Source organism: Roseicyclus sp. (genome assembly GCF_018402035.1).
Classification (GTDB): Bacteria; Pseudomonadota; Alphaproteobacteria; order Rhodobacterales; family Rhodobacteraceae; genus Roseicyclus.
Genome location: NZ_JAGYJN010000001.1, coordinates 419,798 through 437,954 on the forward strand (window position 1 = coordinate 419,798; position 18,157 = coordinate 437,954).

Here is an 18,157-nt window from a genome sequence, read left to right on the forward strand (position 1 = left end):
GCGCGCTAGGCCTTGGCCTTTTCGGCCAGATCGCGGGCAATGGCAAAGGCACCCTTGATCTTGTCTGCCTCGCTGGTCCAAGCGCGCATCAGCACGATCTTATTGTCCTTGATCCGCGCCTCGCCCTTTTGATCTTGGACAAAAGCCACAAGCCCTGCGGGGTTGGGGAACTTGTCATTGTGAAACTGCACCGTCGCCCCCTTTGGCCCGGCGTCGAGCTTGGCGATATGGGCGCGTTTGCACATCGCCTTGATCCGCACGACCAACAAAAGCGTGTTCACCTCGCGGGGCAGCGTGCCGAAACGGTCGATCAATTCGGCGGCGAAACCCTCGAGGTCGACCTTGGTCTCAAGCTGGCTGAGGCGGCGATAAAGCCCAAGGCGCACATCCAGATCGGGGACATAGGCCTCGGGGATCAAGACAGGCACGCCCAGATTGATCGTGGGCGACCATTGGCCGTCGGCAACAATCGGTTCGGCCGCGCCTGAGCGGATCGCGGCAATCGCCTCTTCCAGCATGGATTGATAAAGTTCGAACCCCACCTCGCGCACATGGCCGGATTGCTCTTCGCCTACGATATTGCCCGCGCCGCGGATATCGAGATCTTGCGATGCGATGGTAAATCCCGCCCCAAGGCTGTCGAGGCTGCCCAAAACCCGCAGGCGCTTTTGGGCGGCTGGCGTCAGCTTCAGCCGTGGCTTGGTCGTGAGATAAGCATAGGCGCGGGTCTTGGCGCGCCCCACCCTGCCCCTGATCTGGTAAAGCTGGGCCAGCCCGAACATATCTGCGCGGTGGATGATCATCGTGTTGGCGGTCGGAATATCGATGCCCGATTCCACGATGGTCGTGGCCAAAAGCACATCATATTTGCCGTCGTAAAAGGCGTTCATGCGGTCGTCGAGTTCACCTGCCGCCATCTGGCCATGGGCCACGACGACGCTGACCTCGGGGACTTGATCGCGCAAGAAGGCCTCGATCTCGGGCAGGTCTTCGATCCGGGGGACAACAAAGAAAGACTGGCCGCCACGGTAATGTTCACGCAGTAGCGCCTCGCGCAGTGTGACCGCGTCGAACTCCGACACATAGGTGCGGATCGCAAGCCGGTCGACCGGCGGCGTGCCGATCATCGACAGATCGCGCACACCCGTGAGCGACATCTGCAAAGTGCGCGGAATAGGCGTGGCCGACAGCGTCAGCACATGCACATCCGAGCGCATCTCTTTCAGCCGCTCCTTGTGGTTGACGCCAAAGCGCTGTTCCTCGTCCACGATCAACAGGCCCAGATCCTTGAAAGCCACCCCCTTGGCCAAAAGCGCATGGGTGCCGATCACGATATCGACCGAGCCATCGGCCATGCCGCGCTTGGTCTCGGCCACCTCTTTCTGGCCGACAAAGCGCGACAATTGCCGCACATTGACGGGAAAACCCCGGAAACGGTCGGTGAAGGTCTTGGCATGTTGGCGCGCCAAAAGCGTGGTTGGCGCAATCACGGCCACCTGTTGGCTTTGGGCTGCGGCAACAAAAGCCGCGCGCATCGCCACCTCGGTCTTGCCGAAACCCACATCGCCCACGACAAGGCGATCCATCGGGCGGCCCGCCTCCAGATCGCTCAGCACATCGGCGATGGCCGATAGTTGATCATCGGTTTCTTCATAGGGAAAGCGGGCGCAAAACGCCTCCCACATATCGGCGGGGGGTATCAAGATCGGGGCGCGGCGCAATTCACGCTCGGCGGCGATGCGGATCAGCTTATCAGCGATCTGGCGCAGCCGCTCTTTCAGCTTGGCCTTCTTGGCCTGCCACGCGCCGCCGCCCAAGCGGTCCAAAAGCCCATCATCTTGCCCATAGCGCGAGAGCAGTTCGATATTCTCGACCGGCAAGAACAGCCTGTCGCCGCCTGCATATTCCAGCAAAAGGCATTCATGCGGCGCACCCATCGCGGTGACGGTCTCTAGCCCCTTGTAGCGGCCCACACCGTGATCGACATGGACCACCAGATCGCCGGGGCTGAGCGATTGCGCCTCGGTCAGGTAATTGTCGGCGCGCTTGACCTTGCGCTTGGGCCGGATCAAGCGATCACCCAGCACATCTTGCTCTGAGATCACGCAAAGCCCGTTGCCAGTGAACCCCTCGTCCAGCGGCCAAACAGCAAGGCTAAGGCTGCCCTTGGGGCCAATGGCGCGCGCATCATCGACCAGCTTGGTGTCGGCAAGCCCCTGATCCTCAAGCAAGCCCTGCAAGCGCTCGCGCGCGCCCTCGGACCAAGAGGCGATGACAACGGCGCTTTCTTCACGTTTTGCTTTAATATGATCCGCCAAAGCACTGAAAAGGATAATCGATTCACTTTGGCGTTCCGGCGCGAAATTGCGACCGACCCGTCCACCCACATCGATCACGCGCGGCCCCGGTGCGGCGGGGATGGGTGCAAACTGCAGCACGCGATGGGTGGCGACCGCGCCCACCCAAGCCGCATCATTGAGATAAAGCAGCTCGGGCGGCACGGGCTTATAGACCGTATCAAGCCGCCCTTTCTGGGTCAGCGCGGTTTTGCGCGTATCATATTGATCGGCAATGCTATCCCAGCGCGCCACGCGCTGCGCGCTGGTCTGGTCATCAAGCGTGATCCGCGCATCGGGCAGGTAATCAAACAGCGTCTCCAGCCGTTCGTGGAAGAACGGCAGCCAATGCTCGACCCCTTGATGCTTGCGTCCGGCGCTGACCGCCTCGTAAAGCGGGTCATCGGTACCTGCCGCGCCAAACTCGATCCGGTAGTTCTGGCGGAACCGCGTGATCGCAGCCTCGTCAAGGATCACCTCGGACACGGGCGCAAGCTCGACCCGGTCAAGCTTTTCGGTGGTGCGCTGGGTCGCGGGATCGAAGCGGCGCGCGCCATCAAGCAGATCGCCAAACAAATCCAACCGCACCGGCCCGCTGGCCCCCGGCGGCCAGACATCGATAATGCCGCCGCGCAGCGCGTAATCGCCGGGCTCGCTGACCGTGGGCGTCTGCACAAACCCCATGCGCACCAGAAATTGCTTCAGCCCCGCATCATCGATCCGCGCGCCGACCACCGCAGAGAACGCCGCCGATTGCAGCACCGCGCGCGCAGGCACGCGCTGGGTCGCGGCATTAAGCGTGGTCAAGACGATGAAGCGCCCGGTCAGCCCGCCCGCCAACGCCGCAAGCGTGGCCATGCGCGCCGCCGAAATCTCGGCATTGGGCGAGACACGGTCAAAGGGCAGGCAATCCCACCCCGGAAAAGACAAGACCACGGCGGATGGGTCGAAAAAGGCCAAGGCGCGGGCCATCGCGGCCATGCGCTTGTCGTCGCGTGCGATATGCAGCACGGGTGCCGCTGCACCCTTGGCCAATTCCTTGAGCACAAGCGACGCGTCAAACCCCTCGGGCGCGCCAGAGACAAGAATATGATCGGGTGTGTCAGCCATGGCCGCGTGACCTACGCCGCGGGGGGGCGGTGTCAAGCGCTAGTACAGCGGGCTAACCGTGACATTGGTGTACATGCCCCAAAAGGCGGTGATGAAAATCGAGATGATGCCCATCAGTTGCACGGTCATCCGATGATGGCGCATCCGGCGATAAAGCTGGTCGATCTCGACATTCTGCACCCGATGCGCGGTCAAGACGTTAAGCCCCGTCACCGCCAAAAGCGGCAACAAAAGCAAGACGATGGCTTGGGCAAACTCGACCCCATAGCCCCAGCCCAAGACCAAAAGCGAACTGATCACAAAACCAGCCCCCCCCACAAAAAACACGCCCGAGATCGCGCCGAACTCTTGGATGCGGCGGGTATTGACCTCGACCAGAACCAAAAGATCGCGCTGACTATCGGCATGTCCGCGGTGTGCGCGCTGGACCATGTGATAGGGAATACCGAGCACCCAATGCGAGAGCGATGACCACATCACCGCCAAAACGATCCAGTACCAAAGATTCGAAAATGACCGCATGTCGATCACTTCGGTGACAAGATCGAAAAAATCCAAAACTGCGCCGCCCGACTGCCAATACTATTGCTTTGTCGTTTCTATACTGTGCCTGCCGTCGGTTTCTAGCCCCGGCTTGCAACATGGCCGCAAACACCACAAGCCTTGCCCTTGGCGCGCACCCGTGGCACCGCTTAAAGTTGCAAAGCCCCAAGGAAAGGCCCGAGCCATGCCCCAAGCCGCATTTCCCGCGATCCGTCACCGCCGCCTGCGGGCAACACCTGCCCTGCGCAATCTGGTGCGCGAGCATGAGCTGAGCGTCAATGACCTGATCTGGCCGATCTTCGTGCGCGATGGGGTGGGCATCGAAGAGCCGATTTCCTCCATGCCCGGCGTTTATCGCCGTTCGGTCGACAAGATCGTCGCCGCCGCGCGCGAGGCTGCATCTTTGGGCATTCCCGCGATCTGCCTGTTCCCCTACACCGATCCTTCGCTCAAGACCGAAACCTGCGAAGAGGCGTGGAACCCCGACAACCTGTCGAACCGCGCGATCAGCGCGATCCGCGACGCAGGGCTTGATATCGCGATCATGACCGATGTGGCGCTCGACCCCTATAACATCAACGGCCATGACGGCATCGTGCGCGATGGTGTCATCGTGAATGACGAAACAGTTGCGGCACTGGTCAAGATGGCGCTGGCCCAAGCCAAGGCCGGGGCCGATATCATCGGACCATCCGACATGATGGACGGGCGTATTGCTGCGATCCGCACGGCGCTCGAGGCAGAGGGGCATCAGAATGTCACCATCATGTCTTATGCGGCCAAATTCGCCAGCGCCTATTACGGGCCGTTTCGCGATGCGGTGGGTGCGTCCGGCGCGCTCAAGGGCGACAAGCTGACCTATCAGATCGACCCCGCCAACCGCCGTGCGGCGCTGGCTTGCGTCGAGCGTGACCTGATGGAAGGGGCCGATATGGTGATGGTCAAGCCGGGGCTTCCCTATCTCGACATGGTGCGCGAGGTCAAAGACCGCTTTGGCGCGCCCACCTATGCCTATCAGGTCTCGGGCGAATACGCGATGATCGCAGCCGCCGCCGCCAATGGCTGGGTCGATGGCGACAAGGTCATGCTTGAAAGCATGATGAGTTTCCGGCGCGCAGGCTGTGACGGAGTGCTGACCTATTTCGCGCCGCGCTTGGCCCGAATCCTCAACGGGTAGCGGGCGATCGGCGGCTGACCGCCAAGGCTTGTGTTTTACCCGTGACAGGGGCGCGCGAAAGTCGTAGGATATCGCTCAATATGCGGGCAGCAAGACCCGCCCCCGAGGCTATTGGCAAGAGGCATCACATGCGCAGCATCACCCGTCGTCATTTCGTGATCACCGCCGCGGCGGTTCCGCTCGTGTCGGCCTGTGGCAACGGCGTCAATTCAAACGGCGGGCAGCGCATCGATGCGCGCGTCGACAGCGCCTTGGAGTTCATGAACGCCGAGGTTCCGGGCGCACAGGAACTGAGCGCAAACGCAGCAGGCATTTTGGTCATGCCACTGATCACCGAGGCGGGATTTGGCCTTGGTGGCTCTTACGGGCGGGGCGCTTTGCGCATCAACGGCGTGACGGTCGATTACTACGCCGCCGCCGCGGGCACCTTTGGCTTGCAGATCGGCGCGCAGCAATATGCCCATGCGCTGTTCTTCATGACCGATGCCGCCTTGCAAGATTTCCGCAATTCCAACGGCTGGGCCGCAGGCGGCGATGTCCGCTATGCGTTTAACGATCGCGGCGGCATGCTGGGCGTCGATACCACCACGCTGACCGACCCTGTCATTGCCATTGTCTTTGGACAGGCCGGCATGATCGTGGGCGCCACACTCGAAGGCACGCGCTACACCCGTATCTTGCCCTAAGCGCAATCTTTGCATTTCCCCGCGCTTGGGGTAGCAGGCGTTATGTAATTTTCGCCGAGGGGCCATGGTCTTCCTGCTGCGCTGGCTTGTACGTTTAGGCTCTGTCGCCGTTGCGCTGACGGTGGTCATTGTGCTGGCCATGTGGTGGATCGGCTCACGCTCGATCCCCGATTATGACGCGGCTTGGTCGGTGCCGGGCCTCTCGGCCCCGGTCGAGATCGTGCGCGACACCGCCGCCGTGCCCCATATCTTTGGTCAAAGCGATGCAGATGTGTTCTACGGCCTTGGCGTGGCGCATGCGCAAGACCGGCTGTGGCAGATGTTGATGATGCGCCGCACCGCACAGGGGCGCTTGTCCGAGATCTTTGGCCCGGCCACTTTGCAGATCGACGATCTGACACGCCGCCTTGATATCTACCAACTGGGCAGCGCCTCGGTCGCAGCGCTCGACGCAGACACGACAATGGCGCTTGAGGCTTACGCCGCTGGCGTCAACGCATGGCTTGGCCTTGTGGGGCAAGAGGCGTTGGGGCGCGGCGCGCCGGAGCTCTTCTTGTTCACGCCAGACATCACGCCATGGCGCCCCGCCGATAGCGTCGCTGTGACATTTCTCATGGCGCTGCAACTGACCGGCCACCACGATGAAGAGGTGTTGCGCGCGCGCCTGTCGCTGGCGCTGAATGATCCGCGCGGTCTGGCCGATCTGATGCCCGATGCCCCCGGCGCGGGCATGGCCGAATTGGCCAGCTATCAAGATCTTTTTGACACCGCCCTGCCCCGGTTTGCTCAAGCCACATCTCCCCCGCGCCACCCGCTGCATCCCAATGTGCTGGGCCGGGGAATGGCCGGTGCCTCCAACGCTTTTGCCGCGACACCGGCGCGCGCGGCTGCATCCGGGGCGCTTTTGGCCAATGATCCGCATCTGGGCCTGACCGCGCCCGGTATCTGGTATCTTGCGCGATTGGAACTTTCGACCGGCGGCGTGATTGGGGCCACCATCCCCGGCATGCCCGTGATCCTCGCGGGCCGGTCGGAACGGCTGGCGTGGGGGATCACCTCGGCCTATCTCGATGATATCGACCTTTATGTCGAAGCGCTGAACCCCGCCGATACGAACCAATACCGCACCCCCGATGGCTGGGCCGACTTTCGCACCGACCGGCGCGTGATTGAGGTGGCGGGCGAGGCAGATATCACCATCACGCGGCGCTGGACCGAGAATGGCCCGGTCCTGCCCGGTCAACATTTCGATCTGTCCACCGTCACGCCCCCCGGCCATGTGATGAGCATGGCTTGGACCGCGCTAACTGATCGCAATACCTCGATCCAGACGGGGCTCAGGCTGATGCGGGCGCACACCCTCGAAGATGGGCTTGCCGCAGGCGAGGATTTCGTCGCCCCCGCCCAGAACTTGATGCTGGCCGCCGCAGATGGGCGCATCGCGATGCAGGTGATCGGCCGCATGCCGTGGCGGATGAACGACCATGAAACCCAAGCGCGCATGCCCGCCCCCGGCTGGGTAGCCGAAAATCGCTGGCAGGGGATGACGCTTTATTTTGCCAATCCGCGCTTCATCGACCCCGCAAGCGGGATGCTGGGCAATACCAACAATCGCACGGTTGATCGCGCCTTCCCGCTGCATGTCACCCATGACTGGGGCGATACACAGCGCATTACGCGGCTCTCGCGCTTGATGGAGGCGCGCGATGTCCACACCCGCGACAGCTTCATCGAGGCGCAGCTTGATACGGTTTCGGCGGCCGCGCGCAATATCTTGCCCTTGGTGGCCCGTGATCTGTGGTTCACCGGTGAAGCGGCACCCGCTGGCACGCCAGAGCGTCGCCGCCAACGCGCGCTTGCGCTTTTGGCCGATTGGAACGGCGAGATGAACGAGCATCTGCCCGAGCCCTTGATCTATGCGGCATGGATGCGCGAATTACAGCAACGCCTGATCCGCGACGATATCGGCCCCTTGGCCGACGAATTTCAAAGCTATGAGCCACTCTTTATCGAGCGCGTTTATCGCGATATCGACGGGGCCGCACGCTGGTGTGACATCAGCCATTCGACAGCCGTGGAAAGCTGTACCGATATCGCGCGGCTCGCACTCGACGATGCGCTGCAATGGCTGGAAGAGCGCTATGGTGCGGAATTGGAAAGCTGGCGCTGGGGCGCGGCCCATGAGGCGCGTCATGACCATTCTGTGCTGGGCCAGACGCGGCTATTTTCATGGATCGTGAATATCCGCCAACCCACCAGCGGCGGGGATTTCACGCTTAACCGCGCGGCCACCCCCGGCACGCTGCCCGATCCCTTCCTCAATATCCACGCCGCGGGTTATCGCGGGGTCTATGATTTCGCCGATCCCGACAGCTCGGTCTTTGTGATCGCCACGGGGCAATCGGGCAATCCCTTGTCGCGCCATTACGATGATCTGGGCGAGTTGTGGCGGCGTGGCGAATATATCCCCATGACGCTTGATCCCGATCTGGCGCGCGCAGGCAATATCGGGATCACGACGCTTTTGCCATTGCCGTAGGATGCACCTTCAGGCGCTGCCCAAAAGGACAGACCCTTTTGCATCGCCGCGCCCTGCGCTATGAGGCGATAAAACCGCCAAGCCCGAGGCCCAAGCCATGCCCCTGATCTATGACAGCCCCGCCGCATGGCTGGAGGCACCCGAGAAACGGCTTGCCGTCTTTGGCATGTCAGGGCTTGGCAAAACCCGGCTTGCCTCCATACTGCGCGCGCAAGGCCAGTGGTATCACTACTCGATCGATTACCGCATCGGCACGGCCTATATGGGCGAACACATCGCCGACAACCTCAAGCGTCAAGCGATGCAGGTGCCGTTTCTGGCCGAGCTTTTACGCTCGGACAGTATCTATATCGGCTCAAACATCAGCTTTGGCAATTTGGCCCCGCTGTCCACATTCTTGGGCAAACCCGGTGATCCGGCTTTGGGGGGCTTGCCCTTTGACGAATACATGCGCCGCCAAGCGCTGCATCGGCGCGCCGAGATCAACGCATTGCTCGATACGCCCAGCTTCGTGGTGCGCGCCCGCGATCTTTATCACTACCCCCATTTCATCGCCGATACCGGCGGCTCCATCTGCGAGGTGGTCGATCCCGAAGATCGCGCCGATGAGGTTTTGGCGACCCTCTCGGGCCAATGCCTGATGGTCTGGATCGAGGGCCCTGAAAGCCATACGGCAGAATTGATCCGCCGCTTCGACCGCGACCCAAAGCCCATGTATTACAAGCCCGAATTCCTTTTGCCGCTGTGGCAGGGCTGGCTGAACGAACAAGGGCTGAGCGCGGAGACAGCCGATCCCAACGCCTTTATCCGCTATGCCTATGCCCATGCGATGGCCCATCGCGCGCCGCTTTATGCCGCGATGGCGCGCAATTGGGGTGTGACAGTCACCGCCGCCGAGGTCGAGGGCGTGCGCGACGCGCAAGATGCCACCGCCCTTGTCGCCACAGCCCTTGGCCGCGCGCGCGCGCGCCCCTAGTTCCGCTTTCCCAGTCAAGGACGGTCTCGCAATGCCCATCAAGCTGCCCTCTACCCTGCCCGCCTATGCCGTGCTCAAGCGCGAGGGCGTGATGGTGATGGGGGCTGATGCAGCCGATAAGCAAGATATCCGTCCCCTGCGGGTGGGTTTGCTGAACCTGATGCCGAAAAAGATCCAGACCGAGACGCAGTTTGCCCGCCTGATCGGGGCCACGCCCTTGCAGGTGGAGTTGTCGCTGATCCGCATGACCGATCACACGACCCGCAACACCGCTGCCGCGCATATGGAAGAATTTTACCGCCCCTTTGCCGAGGTTGCCGCCACCGGCGAGAAATTCGACGGGCTGATCATCACCGGCGCACCCATCGAACATCTGGATTTCGCCGATGTGACCTATTGGGACGAGTTGCAACAGGTGTTCGATTGGACCCAATCCCATGTCCATTCCACCTTTGGCGTCTGCTGGGGCGGGATGGCGATGATCAATCATTTCCACGGCGTCGCAAAACATTTGCTCGATGCCAAGGCCTTTGGCTGTTTCCGCCATCAGGTGTTGGAACCTGCCTCGCCCTATTTGCGCGGGTTTTCGGATGATTTCATCATCCCCGTCAGCCGTTGGACCGAAATGCGCCAGCCCGAGATCGACGCCGTGCCGGGGTTGGTGACGCTTTTGGGCTCGGACGATGTCGGCCCCTGTCTGGTCGAGGATCGCACCCATCGCGCGCTCTATATCTTCAACCATTTCGAATATGACAGCGACACGCTGAAACAAGAATATGACCGCGATACGCAAAACGGCACGCCGATCAATGTGCCGATGAATTACTACCCGCAGAACGACCCGCGCCGCGCGCCGCAGAACCGTTGGCGCAGCCATGCGCATCTGCTCTACAGCAATTGGGTGTCGGAGATGTATCTGACCACGCCCTTCGACATGGCCGAGATCGGGCAGCGTTCGACCGATTGGCGGGAATGAGCGACGGCACGCTCATCGCCTTGACCTTCGCCGCGACGCTGATCGGGTTTTGGGGCCTGACGCTCTGGCGGGCGGCCCGCAACGAGGCGCGCGCGCGCCAGAGCCACCCGCCGCTGGGCCGCTTTCTCACGGTCAGGGGCAAGCAGCTTCACCTGCTGCAACAGGGACAAGGCCCCGATATCGTGCTGATCCATGGCGCAAGCGGGAACATGCGCGACTTTACCCATGATCTGATGGGTCGGCTGGTGGCCAGCTACCGCGTCACCGTGCTGGACCGGCCGGGCTTGGGCTATTCGCAACGGCTTGATCGAGACGGGGCCACGATCTTTGAGCAGGCCGACCATCTGGCCGCCGCGATGGCCGATCTTGGGGTCAGTCGGCCCTTGGTCTTGGGCCATTCCTATGGCGGGGCGGTGGCGCTTGCCTGGGCGGCACGCCATCCGGGCGGGGTTGCGGGGCTTGTCTTGCTGGCTGCGGCGTCAAACCCGTGGAACACGCCCTTGTCACGCTATTACAAGATCTTGTCGCACCCAATCGGTCAACGGCTTGCGGCACCGATCCTGACGGCATGGGTGCCGACGCGCATCGTGACCGACACCATCGCCCAGATTTTTGCCCCCCAACCCATCCCGCCGGGTTATGCGGATTATATCGCAGCGGGGCTAACGCTTCAGCGTGGGGCGCTGCGCGAAAACGCGCTGCAACGCGCCGGTATTTTAGCCGAGATTGACGCGCTTGTGCCACTTTACCCCGGCCTCGATCTGCCGGTCGAGATCTTGCACGGCGATCGCGACACGACCGTGGGGCTTGCGATCCATTCCATCCCCCTATCGCAACAGGTCGCGGGTGCCGCGCTCCGCGTGATGGAGGGGGTCGGCCATTCACCGCATCACGCTGACGCCACGGCGGTGTTAGCTGCCATCGACCGCGCGGCCCGGCGCGCCGCATTGCGCTAGGCCCGGCTTATCCCTAATGTCAAAGCCTGTAACATCCCTTGGGAACATGGTGCGCGCGTATGTCTAAACCTTTCAACGGCGCCATTTCGGCGTTTTTCGAGACCGAAGCCCCTGCTGATATCCGGCAGGCCATTATGGCTGCGGATAAAGATCAGATCATCAATCCGACCTACCCCTACGCCGTGCGCATGGACCGCGGGGATTACGAAGATCAGCTTGCCGCGCTGCAAATCGAATTGGTCAAGTTTCACGCATGGGTGCGCGACACGGGCAAACGGGTCGCCGTTGTCTTCGAAGGGCGCGATGCGGCGGGCAAGGGTGGCTGTATCGCGCGGGTGCGCCAAAACCTTAACCCGCGGGTGGCGGGCATCGTGGCGCTCACCAAACCCACCGAGCGCGAGGCCGCGCAATGGTATTTCCAACGCTACATCGCGCATCTGCCCGCAGGTGGCGAGATCAGGCTGTTTGACCGAAGCTGGTATAATCGCGGTGTCGTCGAGCATGTCTTTGGCTTTTGCACCCCCACCGAGCGCGCGACATTCTTTCAGCAATTGCCCGATTTCGAGCGGATGATCGTGGATGATGGAATCAAGCTGACCAAGATTTGGCTCAATGTGGGGCGCGCCGAACAACTGCGCCGCTTTCTTGACCGCGAGGGCGATCTGCTCAAGCAATGGAAGCTGAGTGCCATCGATGTCGATGGCCTCCAACGCTGGGACGCCTATTCCGCCGCCATTGCCGAGACCTTGCAGCGCAGCCATAGCGCACATGCACCTTGGACGGTGATCCGCTCGGATGATAAGCGCAGGGCAAGATTGGCGGTGATCCGCGCGATCCTTGCCGATCTGGATTATGACGGCAAAGATCACGAGATCGTCGGCCGCCCTGACCCCGCCATTTGCGGCGGACCCGAGATCTGGACCGATACCGCCACGGCAAAGGTGGCATGAGGGCATATGAGCAAACGCGGCTATCATCACGGCAATCTGAGACAAGCATTGGTCGATGCCGCGCTGCACCTCATCGAAGAGATGGGGCCAACGGGCTTTACCTTGTCGGAGGCCGCAAAAACCGCGGGCGTCACCCCCGCCGCTGTCTATCGCCATTTCGAGGGGCGCGAGCAGCTGATCGCGGAATGCGCGTTACAGGGCCACGAGATCTTTGCCGATCTGATGGAACATGCCTATGCCGATGGCCAACCCTCGGCCCTTGCGGCCTTTGCGGCGACAGGACGGGCCTATCTGGCTTTCGCGCGCAAATACCCCGGCCATTACATGGCGATGTTCGAAAGCGGCACATCAGTCAATGCCACGGCGGAATTAGCGGCAGCCGCCGCCAAATCGCGGGGCGTGTTGGAACGCGCGGCGCAAGCGCTATCGCAACATATCCCGGCCGATAAGCGCCCGCCGCCCGCGATGTTCTCGGCCCATATCTGGGCGATGAGCCATGGGGTGGTCGAGCTATTCGCGCGGGGGCGGCCGGGGGCCGTGGCCCCCTTTTCGCCCGAGGATCTGCTGGAAGCGGGGATCGGCATCTATCTGCGCGGTCTGGGGCTGATCGCGCCTGACCGCTAGAGTGTGTCGCGTTCACGGCAACAGGCTTTAGCGCCCGCGAAACAGCCCCCCCAAGATCCCCCTGACCACGGCTTGGCCCGATTTCGTGCCCAATTGGCGCGCAAAGCTTTTGGCGAAAGCCGCGCCGACACTGTCGGAGCGCGCGCTGCTTGTGCGGCGTGTTTTGGCCGGCGCATCACCGGCGGAAAAGCGGCGCGCCGCTGTGAATTCGCGCGCCTCATCGGCCGCGCGGGTCGCGGCCTTTTCGGCCTGTTCGGCGTCATGCGCCGCCGCCTTCGCGCGGGCCTGTAGGATTTCAAAGGCGCTTTCGCGGTCGATCAGCTGGTCATATTTCCCCGCCAAGGGCGAGGCCGCGATCACCGCCGCGCGCGCAGCGTCATCAATCGCACCCAGATGCGAGGATGGGGGCCGGATCAGCGTGCGCTCCGCGATGCCCGGCGCGCCCTTGCGCTCCAGCAGCGATGTCACCGCCTCGCCCGTGCCGACCTCGCGGATTGCATCCTCGATATCGAAGCGGGGGTTGTCGCGGTAGTTCTGTGCCGCTTGGCGCAAATCCTGCCGGTCCTTGCCGGTGAAAGCGCGCAGCGCATGCTGCACACGATTGCCAAGCTGACCCAAGATATCCTCGGGCACATCCGCGGGATTTTGCGTCACGAAATAGACGCCCACACCTTTGGACCGGATCAGGCGCGCCACCTGTTCGACCTTATCGACCAAGGCCTTGGGCGCATCGTCGAACAACAGATGCGCCTCGTCGAAGAAGAAGACGAGCTTGGGCTTGTCGGGATCGCCCACCTCGGGAAGGGTCTCGAACAGCTCGGACAAGAGCCACAAAAGGAAGGTCGCATAAAGGCGCGGGCTTTGCATCAGCTTGTCGGCGGCCAGAATATTGATCCGCCCCGCCCCGCTTGGATCGGTCAGGAATAGATCACCTAATTCCAGCGCCGGTTCCCCGAAAAGCCGATCACCCCCCTGCCCCTCAAGCACCAAAAGGCGGCGCTGGATCGCCCCGATCGAGGCGGGCGCGACATTGCCATAGCGCAAGGACAGCGCCGCGCGCGCATCGCCCAGCGAGGTCAGCATCGCTTGCAGATCCTTGAGATCAAGAAGCGCCATCCCCTCTTCATCGGCAACGCGGAAGGCGATGTTCAGCACCCCCTCCTGCGCCTCGGTCAGCTCCAGCAGGCGGGCCAGCATCAAGGGCCCCATTTCAGAGACGGTGGTGCGGATCGGATGGCCCTTTTGACCGTAAAGATCCCAGAAAGTGACCGGAAACGCCCGATAGGCGTAATCCGTAAAGCCGATGCGCGCGGCACGTTCGGTAAAGGGGAGATGCAGCTTGGCGCTGTCGCTGCCCGCTTGCGAGAGCCCGGCCAGATCGCCCTTCACATCTGACAGAAACACCGGCACGCCCGCGGCCGAGAAGCTTTCGGCCAAGATCTGCAAGGTCACGGTCTTGCCAGTGCCTGTCGCCCCCGCGATCAAGCCATGGCGATTGGCGTATTTCAGCAAAAGCTGCTGCGGCTGGGTATAATCCGCCCCACCACCGCCGATGAAAATCCCGTGATCCATGCGCGCTCCTCACTCGTTACATGGGGCGACAATACATTCTTAACCTTTTTGCGCCAGTCTCTGCGAACAGCCGATGCAATGCGCGCGGCTGTCTTCCTCCCTGTTGACTGGCCGCGCCTGAAAGGGCGCGGTTTTTTCTTGGTCGCCCGCGCTTTGCAAAGACATTCATTGCAGTGTTGACGAATTTAAATCTCTGACATAGCGTCCCAGCTACGAAGTCGGCCAGTCCGACAGGGAGAGAAAAAAATTCCAGAAAGGGTCCGATCTTCGGGCCCTTTCGCCTTTTGGGGCGGGCCGCGCAAAAGCCCGCCGCAAGGGGCGGTTCGCTGGATTTTGCCCCTGACAGGGCGCATGGCACATGCTAGCCAAGGCCCAACCGGCCGCCGCGCCGATAAAGGAGTTTGCTTGATGCCCTATCACCCCGCCCTGCGCGCCGGATTGGCAATTGTCGCGATTGCATGCGCACCAACCCTTGCGGTGGCCCAAACCACGGGGGCGGCTGATGCCTTGCCCACAGGCCAAACGCCCGTCGGGGCAACCTATGTCGCGGAAACGCATGGCGATTGGGAAATCCGCTGCATCCGCGCCGAGGAAGGGCAACCTGAACCCTGCCAGCTTTACCAGCTGATGCGCGACAGCCAAGGCGGGGCCGTGGCCGAGTTCAACGTTTTCGACATTCCCGATGAGGGCCAGCTTGTCGCCGGTGCCACGATTGTCACCCCGCTTGAGACATTGCTGACGCCCGGTATCCGCTTGCGCGTGGATGAGGGGAATTGGTCGGAATACCCGTTTGCCTTTTGTCAGCCGATTGGCTGTTTCGCGCGTCTTGGGCTGACCGAAGAAGACCTGACCGCCCTGCGCCGTGGATCGCGCGCGACGGTTGCCTTGGTGCCGCTACCCGCACCTGACCAGCTGGTACAGATCTCGGCCTCGCTCAGCGGCTTTACCGCAGGCTTCGCAGCGCTTGAGGCGCGCAATGACGCCGCGCTGAGCTTGCTTGAACAACTGCGCCAAGAAACAGGCAGCCCGCCCGCGCAGTAAGCCTTGGCGGCGCGCCAACCCTAAGGTGCGCGGCGCAGCGCCAGCACCGCGTTGAACCCGCCAAAAGCAAAAGCGTTGGACAAGCACGCCTCGACGCGCACCTCGCGCGCCTCATTCGGCACGACATCAAGCGCGCATTCAGGATCATGTTCCTCATAGCCGATGGTCGGCGCGATCACCCCATCCTTCAGCGCCATGATACAGGCCAACAGCTCAACCGCGCCGGTGCCGCCGATCAAATGCCCATGCATGGATTTCGTCGAAGAGATCATCAACTCATCAGCGTGATGGCCAAAAGCATCGGCAACGGCCGCACATTCGACCTTGTCATTGGCCGCCGTCCCCGTGCCATGGGCATTGATATAGGCCACATCCGAAGGGTTGAGCCGCGCATCTTTCAATGCGCCCGCAATGGTGCGCGCGGCCCCCTGTTTCGAGGGCATGACGATATCGGCCGCATCCGAGGTCATGGCAAACCCCACCACCTCGGCCAAAATATCGGCACCGCGCTTTTTGGCATGCTCATATTCTTCAAAGACGAAAACCGCCGCCCCCTCGCCCTGCACCATGCCGTTGCGATTGGCGCTAAAGGGGCGGCAGGCGTCCTTGGACATGACGCGCAACCCCTCCCATGCCTTGATGCCGCCAAACGACAGCATCGCCTCGGACCCGCCCGTGACCATCACATCGACAGCACCGCCCCGGATCAGCTGAAAGGCCAGCCCCATCGCGTGGTTCGAAGAGGCACAGGCCGTGGCGACCGAAAAGCTCGGCCCCTTGAGGTTCCATTCCATCGACACATGCGAGGCGGCGGCATTGTTCATCAGTTTCGGCACGACAAAGGGGTGAACGCGGTTCTTCCCCTCTTCATAGACGGTGCGGTAATTCTCATCCCAAGTGTTCACGCCGCCACCGGCCGTGCCTAGCACCACGCCCGAGCGGACGGCCAATTCACCCGCAAAAGACAGGCCGCAGCCATCCATCGCTTGGCGCGCGGCGATCAAGGTGAATTGGGTGAAACGGTCGTAAAGCGCGATCTGTTGGCGGTTAAACAGCGCCTCGGGATCATAGCCCTTGACCTGTGCGCCGATCCGCACCGAAAGCCGCTCAACATCGCGCAGTTCCAATTCAGCAATCCCGCAACGCCCCTCGCGCATCGCGGCCAAGGTCTGTGGCACATCTTGGCCAAGCGCGTTGATCGTGCCTTGGCCGGTGATGACGACGCGGCGCATCGCGGCTCAGACGCCTTTTTGGGCGGCAACCAAACCCTCGACCGCCGCGATGATGGCATCGACCGAGGAGATGTCGAAATCGCTTTGATCGGGTTCATTCGCGTTGAAAGGGATCTGGATATCAAAGGCCTCTTCGATGGCAAAGATCGACTCGACCAACCCAAGGCTATCGATCCCCAAATCGGGCAGCGTCGCCGTGGGCGTGATGTCACCGGGCTCTAGTACCGCCTGCTCGGCGATGATCGCGATCACCTTTTCCCTGACACTGTCGGTCATGGCATCACTCCGTTATGCTACGCGGGTCAATTACGGCGTCTTGTCGCCCTTGAAAACGGCTTTCTTCACCTCGGCAACCGCTTGCGCGAGCCGGGGCAAGCGGCGCAGGTTTTTGTACATCGCAACCTGCGTTTCCATCCGCACCGCCGGATAGCCCAACATCGCGCGCCCCGGTGGCACGGTGGACAAGATGATGGTCGAGGCACCAGTAACCACATCTGATCCGATCTCGAGGTTATCGGCGACACCTGTTTGGCCGCCCAAAACTACCCGATCCCCGATCTTGACCGATCCCGCGATCCCCACCTGACCGCAGAGCAGGCAATCGCGCCCGATGCGCACATTATGGCCCACATGAACCATGTTATCGAGCTTGGTGCCATCACCGATCACGGTGTCGGCAATTGTGCCCCGGTCGATGGTGGCATTGGCCCCGATCTCCACATCATCGCCAATTATGACCGCACCCAGCGAATGGATGCGTCGCCAGCTTTGTGGCGGCACCGCTCCATCCTCTTGCCCAAGGCTGTGACGGATGCGCTCAACCTGGCTGGTCTCGGGGGTGACAAAGCTAAAGCCATCGGCACCGATCACGCAGTTGGGCTGCAAAATGGCGCGCTGCCCAATGCGCACCCGCGCCCCTATCCGCGCCCCTTGCAAGATCAGCGCATCATCGCCGATCCGCGCCCCCTCAGCGATCGAGACATGGCTGGCGATCCGCGCATGCGCGCCGATCACCACATCCGCGCCGATCACGACAAAGGGACCGATAGCCGCCCCCGCCCCGATCTGGGCGCTGGCATCGATCACGGCGGTTGGATGAACGCCTAGCGCGATGTCGGGGCCGCGATCCATGATCTGCGTCACACCCGCCATGGCGAGCCTTGGGCGCGGCACGACAATGGCCGCCTCCAGCCCCAAGGCGCGCCAATCCATATCCGCCCCGATCAAGGCGGCGCGCGCGCGCCCCTTGGCCAGATCCGCCGCGTAAGACGCGCGCATCGCCATGGCCAAATCATCTGGCCCCGCCGCCGCAGGCTCGGCCAAGCCCGTCACCACGATATCGCCCGCGCCAAATGCCTGCGCGCCCAATGCTGCTGCGATTGCCGTGATGCTATGCCCTGCCATCTTGCCCTTGCGCCCCGCAGCCATGCTTTGCAGGG

15 protein-coding genes are annotated in these 18,157 nt (G+C 62.2%); 9 read left to right on the plus strand and 6 right to left on the minus strand.

What is annotated here, in order from left to right; translation table 11 throughout:
* Window positions 1–5 precede the first annotated feature (5 nt).
* Both mfd and KG698_RS02020 read right to left on the minus strand, forming a co-directional pair.
* Window positions 6–3,446: a transcription-repair coupling factor gene (mfd, locus tag KG698_RS02015; protein ID WP_213683878.1), complete on the minus strand. Its 3,441-nt coding sequence runs from the start codon at window positions 3,444–3,446 to the stop codon at window positions 6–8.
* Window positions 3,447–3,485: 39 nt separating this feature from the next.
* Window positions 3,486–4,004 (minus strand): component of SufBCD complex, encoded by a 519-nt coding sequence (locus KG698_RS02020; RefSeq protein ID WP_213683879.1) that lies wholly within the window; start codon window positions 4,002–4,004, stop codon window positions 3,486–3,488.
* Window positions 4,005–4,173: 169 nt separating this feature from the next.
* Here KG698_RS02020 and hemB point away from each other — a divergent pair, with 169 nt between their 5' ends.
* From hemB to KG698_RS02060, 8 genes are all read left to right on the plus strand, one after another.
* The gene (gene hemB, locus KG698_RS02025) at window positions 4,174–5,166 is read left to right on the plus strand and encodes a porphobilinogen synthase (protein ID WP_213683880.1); all 993 of its coding nucleotides are present in this window, start codon (window positions 4,174–4,176) and stop codon (window positions 5,164–5,166) included.
* 128 nt (window positions 5,167–5,294) lie between these two features.
* Window positions 5,295–5,852 (plus strand): YSC84-related protein, encoded by a 558-nt coding sequence (locus tag KG698_RS02030; protein ID WP_213683881.1) that lies wholly within the window; start codon window positions 5,295–5,297, stop codon window positions 5,850–5,852.
* Window positions 5,853–5,916: 64 nt separating this feature from the next.
* Entirely contained in the window at window positions 5,917–8,391 is a 2,475-nt protein-coding gene (locus tag KG698_RS02035; RefSeq protein WP_213683882.1) for a penicillin acylase family protein, read from the plus strand.
* A gap of 97 nt (window positions 8,392–8,488) precedes the next feature.
* A complete protein-coding gene (locus tag KG698_RS02040; protein WP_300982813.1) occupies window positions 8,489–9,367 on the plus strand; it encodes an ATPase in 879 nt (292 codons plus the stop codon).
* A gap of 31 nt (window positions 9,368–9,398) precedes the next feature.
* Entirely contained in the window at window positions 9,399–10,343 is a 945-nt protein-coding gene (gene metA / locus KG698_RS02045) for a homoserine O-succinyltransferase (RefSeq protein WP_213683883.1), read from the plus strand.
* A complete protein-coding gene (locus KG698_RS02050; RefSeq protein ID WP_213683884.1) occupies window positions 10,340–11,299 on the plus strand; it encodes an alpha/beta hydrolase in 960 nt (319 codons plus the stop codon). The genes metA and KG698_RS02050 overlap by 4 nt, the downstream gene beginning before the upstream one ends.
* A gap of 59 nt (window positions 11,300–11,358) precedes the next feature.
* Window positions 11,359–12,249 (plus strand): polyphosphate kinase 2, encoded by an 891-nt coding sequence (gene ppk2, locus KG698_RS02055; RefSeq protein WP_213683885.1) that lies wholly within the window; start codon window positions 11,359–11,361, stop codon window positions 12,247–12,249.
* A gap of 6 nt (window positions 12,250–12,255) precedes the next feature.
* Window positions 12,256–12,873 carry a TetR/AcrR family transcriptional regulator gene (locus KG698_RS02060; RefSeq protein ID WP_213683886.1) on the plus strand — a complete coding sequence of 206 codons (618 nt, stop codon included), beginning with the start codon at window positions 12,256–12,258 and terminating at the stop codon, window positions 12,871–12,873.
* A gap of 27 nt (window positions 12,874–12,900) precedes the next feature.
* Here KG698_RS02060 and KG698_RS02065 read toward each other — a convergent pair whose 3' ends face one another.
* The gene (locus KG698_RS02065) at window positions 12,901–14,445 is read right to left on the minus strand and encodes a helicase HerA-like domain-containing protein (protein WP_213683887.1); all 1,545 of its coding nucleotides are present in this window, start codon (window positions 14,443–14,445) and stop codon (window positions 12,901–12,903) included.
* Between the two features lie 408 nt (window positions 14,446–14,853).
* Between KG698_RS02065 and KG698_RS02070 the strand changes: the two genes are divergently transcribed.
* Complete coding sequence (locus KG698_RS02070; protein ID WP_213683888.1) at window positions 14,854–15,486, plus strand: invasion associated locus B family protein; 633 nt, start codon at window positions 14,854–14,856, stop codon at window positions 15,484–15,486.
* Between the two features lie 20 nt (window positions 15,487–15,506).
* Here KG698_RS02070 and KG698_RS02075 read toward each other — a convergent pair whose 3' ends face one another.
* From KG698_RS02075 to lpxD, 3 genes are read right to left on the minus strand one after another with little or no spacing between them, the layout of a single operon-like run.
* The gene (locus KG698_RS02075) at window positions 15,507–16,718 is read right to left on the minus strand and encodes a beta-ketoacyl synthase (protein ID WP_213683889.1); all 1,212 of its coding nucleotides are present in this window, start codon (window positions 16,716–16,718) and stop codon (window positions 15,507–15,509) included.
* Between the two features lie 6 nt (window positions 16,719–16,724).
* Window positions 16,725–16,994 (minus strand): acyl carrier protein, encoded by a 270-nt coding sequence (locus KG698_RS02080; protein WP_213683890.1) that lies wholly within the window; start codon window positions 16,992–16,994, stop codon window positions 16,725–16,727.
* A 30-nt stretch (window positions 16,995–17,024) separates the two neighbouring features.
* Window positions 17,025–18,122, minus strand: coding sequence for a UDP-3-O-(3-hydroxymyristoyl)glucosamine N-acyltransferase (gene lpxD, locus KG698_RS02085; RefSeq protein WP_213684282.1), 1,098 nt, complete (start codon window positions 18,120–18,122; stop codon window positions 17,025–17,027).
* Window positions 18,123–18,157 lie beyond the last annotated feature (35 nt).

What these genes read in the sequence shown, in the direction of transcription:
- hemB (WP_213683880.1), top strand. Translation starts at nt 4,174, where the DNA reads ATGCCCCAAGCCGCATTTCCCGCGATCCGTCACCGCCGCCTGCGGGCA.
- KG698_RS02070 (WP_213683888.1), top strand. Translation starts at nt 14,854, where the DNA reads ATGCCCTATCACCCCGCCCTGCGCGCCGGATTGGCAATTGTCGCGATT.
- KG698_RS02030 (WP_213683881.1), top strand. Translation starts at nt 5,295, where the DNA reads ATGCGCAGCATCACCCGTCGTCATTTCGTGATCACCGCCGCGGCGGTT.
- KG698_RS02040 (WP_300982813.1), top strand. Translation starts at nt 8,489, where the DNA reads ATGCCCCTGATCTATGACAGCCCCGCCGCATGGCTGGAGGCACCCGAG.
- KG698_RS02080 (WP_213683890.1), bottom strand. Translation starts at nt 16,994, where the DNA reads ATGACCGACAGTGTCAGGGAAAAGGTGATCGCGATCATCGCCGAGCAG.
- metA (WP_213683883.1), top strand. Translation starts at nt 9,399, where the DNA reads ATGCCCATCAAGCTGCCCTCTACCCTGCCCGCCTATGCCGTGCTCAAG.
- KG698_RS02065 (WP_213683887.1), bottom strand. Translation starts at nt 14,445, where the DNA reads ATGGATCACGGGATTTTCATCGGCGGTGGTGGGGCGGATTATACCCAG.
- ppk2 (WP_213683885.1), top strand. Translation starts at nt 11,359, where the DNA reads ATGTCTAAACCTTTCAACGGCGCCATTTCGGCGTTTTTCGAGACCGAA.
- mfd (WP_213683878.1), bottom strand. Translation starts at nt 3,446, where the DNA reads ATGGCTGACACACCCGATCATATTCTTGTCTCTGGCGCGCCCGAGGGG.
- lpxD (WP_213684282.1), bottom strand. Translation starts at nt 18,122, where the DNA reads ATGGCAGGGCATAGCATCACGGCAATCGCAGCAGCATTGGGCGCGCAG.
- KG698_RS02050 (WP_213683884.1), top strand. Translation starts at nt 10,340, where the DNA reads ATGAGCGACGGCACGCTCATCGCCTTGACCTTCGCCGCGACGCTGATC.
- KG698_RS02060 (WP_213683886.1), top strand. Translation starts at nt 12,256, where the DNA reads ATGAGCAAACGCGGCTATCATCACGGCAATCTGAGACAAGCATTGGTC.
- KG698_RS02035 (WP_213683882.1), top strand. Translation starts at nt 5,917, where the DNA reads ATGGTCTTCCTGCTGCGCTGGCTTGTACGTTTAGGCTCTGTCGCCGTT.
- KG698_RS02075 (WP_213683889.1), bottom strand. Translation starts at nt 16,718, where the DNA reads ATGCGCCGCGTCGTCATCACCGGCCAAGGCACGATCAACGCGCTTGGC.